2 protein-coding genes, 1 pseudogene and 1 riboswitch are annotated in these 5,484 nt (G+C 74.0%); all 3 genes and pseudogenes read right to left on the bottom strand.

Features of this window, described 5'->3' with window-relative positions; translation table 11 throughout:
• Positions 1-429 (bottom strand): annotated as a pseudogene (locus ACSNOK_RS30160) (hypothetical protein); the annotation flags it as partial.
• A 145-nt stretch (positions 430-574) separates the two neighbouring features.
• Positions 575-1,309 (bottom strand): Crp/Fnr family transcriptional regulator, encoded by a 735-nt coding sequence (locus ACSNOK_RS30155; protein ID WP_436783974.1) that lies wholly within the window; start codon positions 1,307-1,309, stop codon positions 575-577.
• Positions 1,310-1,430: 121 nt separating this feature from the next.
• Positions 1,431-5,060 carry a cobaltochelatase subunit CobN gene (gene cobN, locus ACSNOK_RS30150; RefSeq protein WP_436783973.1) on the bottom strand — a complete coding sequence of 1,210 codons (3,630 nt, stop codon included), beginning with the start codon at positions 5,058-5,060 and terminating at the stop codon, positions 1,431-1,433.
• 112 nt (positions 5,061-5,172) lie between these two features.
• A riboswitch (cobalamin riboswitch) is annotated at positions 5,173-5,264 on the bottom strand.
• Positions 5,265-5,484 lie beyond the last annotated feature (220 nt).

Raw genomic sequence — 5,484 nt, 5'->3', positions numbered from 1 at the left:
GCCGGAGTCGGGCAGCGGCCCGACGTGGAGGCTGACCCGGAGCCGGACGCGGCCGGTCGCGGTGGCGTGGATGTTGTAGTCGGTGAGGACTTCCTGGAGTTCGTACAGGAAGGGGTGGATGATCCGGGGCAGGGCGACGGGATCGAAGCCCATGGCCAGGCCGTCGCCGGTGTTGCCGAAGAACTTCCGCTCCTCCCAGACCCGTTCGAGACCGGCGCGGAGGAAGCCCTGCCCGACGAGCTGGGGGATGACGGTGGTGAGCGAGGGGTGTTCGGCGGCGGGCCGGCCGGTGAAGTCCTTGGCGTCCACGGCGAGGATGCCGCGGTAGGGCGGCAGGTCCCGGCTGACGCTCCAGGGGGCGGGGCTCGCGGACGGAACGGTGGACGGGCCGGTGGCCGGGGCGGCGGACGGGGTGTCCGTGGCGGACATGGGCGACTCCTCGGTGGTGAGGCGGTTCCGAAGGGGCGGCACCCGGCACCCCGTTCCCCCCGGAGGGGTGCCGGGCTCACTTCGGATCCTTACGGAGTCGTGGTGCGCGGTGTGCACCGCGAGTGCACAGGAGGCGTGACGAGCGTCACGCGTCCGTGTAAGGCCCGTCCGTCACAGCGGCCACCGCGCGCAGGGCGTTCAGGTCGTGGACGACGACACCGCCGCGCTCGGCGCCGACCACCCGGTCGCCGATCTCGCGCAGGGCGGCGCTGACGGTGTTGCGGGACGCGCCGAGGTACTGGGCGAGTTCGGCACGGGTGACCGACAGATACGCCCCGCCCCCGGCCCGTCCGCCACCCGTCGGCGAACCGCCCGTCCCTCCGCCGTACGCCGCCTCGGCCAGGGCGAGCAGCGCCTGGGCGACCCGCTCCCGCGAACAGCAGCCGCCGCGGGCCCGGTCGGACTGGCGCAGCCGGGTCAGGGCGTGCCGGGTGAGGACGGGCGAGAGGCCGCACCGTTCGACGAAGCCCCGGAACCGGCGCTCCTCCACCACCACGACCGTGACGTCCACTATGGCCGTGACGGACGCCAGCCGCCGCTCGCCCTCCTCCAGCACCGCGGCCTCGCCCACCACGTCGCCGGCGCCGCGGAACGCCAACAGGCGCACCCGGCCGTCCCGTTCCACCCGGATGACCTTGACCACCCCGGCGACCAGGGCGAGGACGTGCGTTCCGGTGTCGCCCTGGCGCAGCAGGGTCTCGCCGGCCCGGTGCCGGCGCGTCCGCCCCTCGTCGAGCAGTCGGTTCCATAACGGCTCGCCGGCCAGTCGGGCGAAGGTGACGCCCAGCGCCGGGTCGTGCCGTTCCGTCGTTCCATCCATGGCAGGACTTTAGATGTAACGGGCGTCACAGAGACGCGAGATGAGGGACTCGCTCCGGACGCGCGCCTCCCCCGGTGCGCCGAAGCACACCGGGGGAGGCGCGTCCTCCGGAAGTCGCGGACTACTCCTCGTCCGCGCCGCCTTCCAGCTCGCCCTCGGTCTCCAGGAACACCTGGCGCAGGGCGGCCAGCGTCTCGGCGTCGGGCTTGGCCCACATGCCGCGGCTCTCCGCCTCCAGCAGCCGCTCGGCGATGCCGTGCAGCGCCCAGGGGTTGGCCTCCTGGAGGAAGGCGCGGTTCTCGGGGTCGAGGACGTACGCCTGGGTGAGCTTGTCGTACATCCAGTCGGGGACGACGCCGGTCGTGGCGTCGTAGCCGAACAGGTAGTCGACGGTGGCGGCGAGTTCGAAGGCGCCCTTGTAGCCGTGGCGGCGCATCGCCTCGATCCAGCGGGGGTTGACGACGCGGGCGCGGAAGACGCGCGAGGTCTCCTCGACCAGGGTGCGGGTGCGGATGGTCTCCGGCCGCGTCGAGTCGCCGATGTACGCCTCCGGCGCCTTGCCGCGCAGCGCCTTCACGGTGGCCACCATGCCGCCGTGGTACTGGAAGTAGTCGTCCGAGTCGGCGATGTCGTGCTCGCGGGTGTCGGTGTTCTTCGCGGCGACGGCGATCCGCTTGTAGGCGCTCTCCATCTCCGCGCGGGCCGGCCGGCCCTCCAGGCCACGGCCGTAGGCGTAGCCGCCCCAGACGGTGTAGACCTCGGCGAGGTCGGCGTCGGTGCGCCAGTCACGGCTGTCGATGAGCTGGAGCAGGCCGGCGCCGTAGGTGCCGGGGCGGGAGCCGAAGATGCGCGTGGTGGCGCGGCGTTCGTCCCCGTGCTCGGCGAGGTCCGCCTGCGCGTGGGCGCGGACGAAGTTGAGCTCGGCGGGCTCGTCAAGGGACGCCACGAGCCGTACGGCGTCGTCCATCAGGCCGATGACGTGCGGGAAGGCGTCGCGGAAGAAGCCGCTGATGCGCAGGGTGACGTCGATGCGCGGCCGGCCCAGCTCCTCCAGGGAGACGGCTTCGAGCCCCGTGACCCGTCGCGACGCCTCGTCCCACACCGGCCGGACGCCCAGCAGCGCCAGCGCCTCGGCGACGTCGTCGCCTGCCGTGCGCATCGCGCTGGTGCCCCACAGGGAGAGGCCGACGGACGTGGGCCACTCGCCGTTGTCGGCTCGGTAGCGCTCCAGGAGGGAGTCGGCGAGGGCCTGGCCCGTTTCCCAGGCGAGCCGGCTGGGGACGGCCTTGGGGTCGACGGAGTAGAAGTTACGGCCGGTCGGGAGGACGTTGACCAGGCCGCGGAGCGGCGAGCCGGACGGGCCGGCCGGGACGAAGCCGCCGGCGAGGGCGTGCACCGCGTGGTCGAGCTCGTCGGTGGTGGCGGCGAGGCGGGGGACGACCTCGCGGGCGGCGAAGGCGAGGATGGCTTCGACGCCCTTCCGCTGCCCCTCGGGGAGTTCGGCGCAGACGCCGGCCACGGCCTCGGGGTTCCAGTCCGCCTCCTCCATGGCCTCGACGAGGGCACGGGCGCGGGCCTCGGCCTCGTCGGCGGTGGTGCGGGTGGCGGCGGACTCGTCCAGGCCGAGGGCCTCGCGCAGGCCGGGCAGGGCGGAGGTGCCGCCCCAGATCTGGCGGGCGCGGAGGATGGACAGGACGAGGTTGACGCGCTCGGGGCCGGTGGGGGCGCCGCCGAGGACGTGCAGGCCGTCGCGGATCTGGGCGTCCTTGACCTCGCACAGCCAGCCGTCGACGTGCAGCAGGAAGTCGTCGAAGCCGTCGTCGTCGGGCCGGTCCTCCATGCCGAGGTCGTGGTCGAGCTTGGCGGCCTGGATCAGCGTCCAGATCTGGGCGCGGATCGCCGGGAGCTTGGCCGGGTCCATCGCGGAGATCTGCGCGTACTCGTCGAGCAGCTGCTCCAGGCGCGTGATGTCGCCGTACGACTCGGCGCGGGCCATCGGCGGGACGAGGTGGTCGACGAGCGTGGCGTGGGCGCGGCGCTTGGCCTGGGTGCCCTCGCCCGGGTCGTTGACGAGGAAGGGGTAGACGAGCGGGAGGTCGCCGAGGGCGGCGTCGGGGCCGCAGGCGGCGGACAGGCCGGCGTTCTTGCCGGGCAGCCACTCCAGGTTGCCGTGCTTGCCGAGGTGGACCATGGCGTCGGCGCCGAAGCCTCCGTCCTCGCGGGACGCGGCGATCCACCGGTAGGCGGCGAGGTAGTGGTGCGACGGCGGCAGGTCCGGGTCGTGGTAGATGGCGATGGGGTTCTCGCCGAAGCCGCGCGGCGGCTGGATGAGGATCAGCAGGTTGCCGCGGCGGAGGGCGGCGAGGACGATGTCGCCCTCGGGGTTGCGGCTGCGGTCGAGGAACATCTCGCCGGGGGCGGGACCCCAGTGCTCCTCGACGGCCTCCCGCAGTTCCTCCGGCAGTTGCGCGTACCAGCGCTTGTAGTCGGCGGCCGGGATGCGGACGGGGTTGCGGGCGAGCTGCTCCTCGGTGAGCCACTCCTGGTCGTGGCCGCCGGCCTCGATGAGGGCGTAGATCAGCTCGTCGCCGTCGCCGGACTCCAGGCCGGGCACGGGCTCGTCGCCGAAGTCGTACCCCTCCTCACGCAGTCGGCGCAGCAGGGCGACGGCGCTGGCGGGGGTGTCGAGACCGACGGCGTTGCCGATGCGGGAGTGCTTGGTGGGGTACGCGGAGAGGACGAGCGCGATCCGCTTCTCGGCGGCGGGGACGTGCCGGAGCCGGGCGTGCTTGACGGCGATCCCGGCGACGCGGGCGGCGCGCTCGGGGTCGGCGACGTACGCCGGGAGGCCGTCCTCGTCGACCTCCTTGAAGGAGAACGGGACGGTGATGATGCGGCCGTCGAATTCGGGCACGGCGACCTGGGTGGCGGCGTCCAGCGGGGACAGCCCCTCGTCGTTCTCCTCCCAGGCGCTGCGCGGGCCGGTGAGGCAGAGCGCCTGGAGGACGGGCACGTCGAGGGCGGCGAGCGCCCCTGCGTCCCAGGACTCGTCGTCGCCGCCGGCGGACGCGGCGGCGGGCTTGGTGCCGCCGGCCGCGAGGACGGTGGTGACGACGGCGTCGGCCGCGCCCAGCGCCTCGACGAGCTCGGGCTCGGGGGCGCGCAGCGAGGCGACGAACAGCGGCAGCGGGCGGCCGCCGGCGTCCTCGATCGCACCGCAGAGGGCGTCCACGAAGGCGGTGTTGCCGCTCATGTGGTGGGCGCGGTAGTAGAGCACGGCGATCGTCGGGCCGTCCGCGTCCGGCTTGGCAGTGCGCTCCAGCTCGCCCCAGGTGGGGGCGGCGGCCGGGGGCTCGAAGCCGTGGCCGGTGAGCAGCACGGTGTCGGAGAGGAAGCGCGCGAGCTGTTCGAGGTTGGCGGGACCGCCGTGCGCGAGGTAGGCGTGGGCCTCGGCGGCGATGCCGATGGGCACGGTGGAGTGCTCCATCAGCTGGGCGTCCGGGGCCTGTTCGCCGGTGAGGACGACGACGGGCTTCTCCGTCGCGAGGAGCCGGTCGAGCCCCTCCTGCCAGGCGCGGACGCCGCCGAGGAGGCGGACGACGACGAGGTCCGCGCCCTCCAGCAGCTCCGGCAGGTCCTCCAGCGGCAGCCGGGCGGGGTTGGCGAGCCGGTACGGGACCGGGCTGCCCTGGGCAGCGGCCGCCCGGGCGCTGAGCAGGTCGGTGTCGGAGGTCGACAGGAGAAGGATCACGCGGCGCTCCCGAGTGCGTCGAGGGTCGCCCGGGGTGCGCGGGACCGGAACATGCGCATGCTGCGGCTGGCCTTCCTCGGGGTCCGCGCCCCGGGCGGTTGGAGGACGGCGGGAGTTCCTGACTCGCGCGGCGGCGTGGTGCGTGCTGCTGGTGCCGTCGTGCTCACAGTGGCGGGACCGTGCCGGAGTTCCACCGGCTTCCTCCCCTGGCGCCGTCGCTGGCGTCGGCGGATGGCTCCGCCGGTCGCCATACTAGCGACCTGCGGGTTCGGGGCCGAGGGGGGAGTTTTGCCCCGGTCCCGCCCCTTCGCCGTTTCCTGGGGGCAAGCCCCCAGCCCCCCGAAACCGCGCTCCGCGCGGTTGTCCTCAAACGCCGGACGGGCTGGAGTGGCCGCCCCATTCAGCCCGCCCGGCGTTTGAGGAC

Origin of the sequence: Streptomyces sp. URMC 126 (assembly GCF_051386555.1) — a bacterium.
In the GTDB taxonomy this organism is placed as follows: domain Bacteria; phylum Actinomycetota; class Actinomycetes; order Streptomycetales; family Streptomycetaceae; genus Streptomyces.
The sequence above is the reverse complement of the archived record's forward strand: the minus strand, read 5'-3'. Positions and strand labels throughout refer to the sequence as shown.

Excerpts from the sequence above, each read along its gene's own strand:
- ACSNOK_RS30155 (WP_436783974.1), bottom strand. The coding sequence starts at position 1,309 with ATGGATGGAACGACGGAACGGCACGACCCGGCGCTGGGCGTCACCTTC.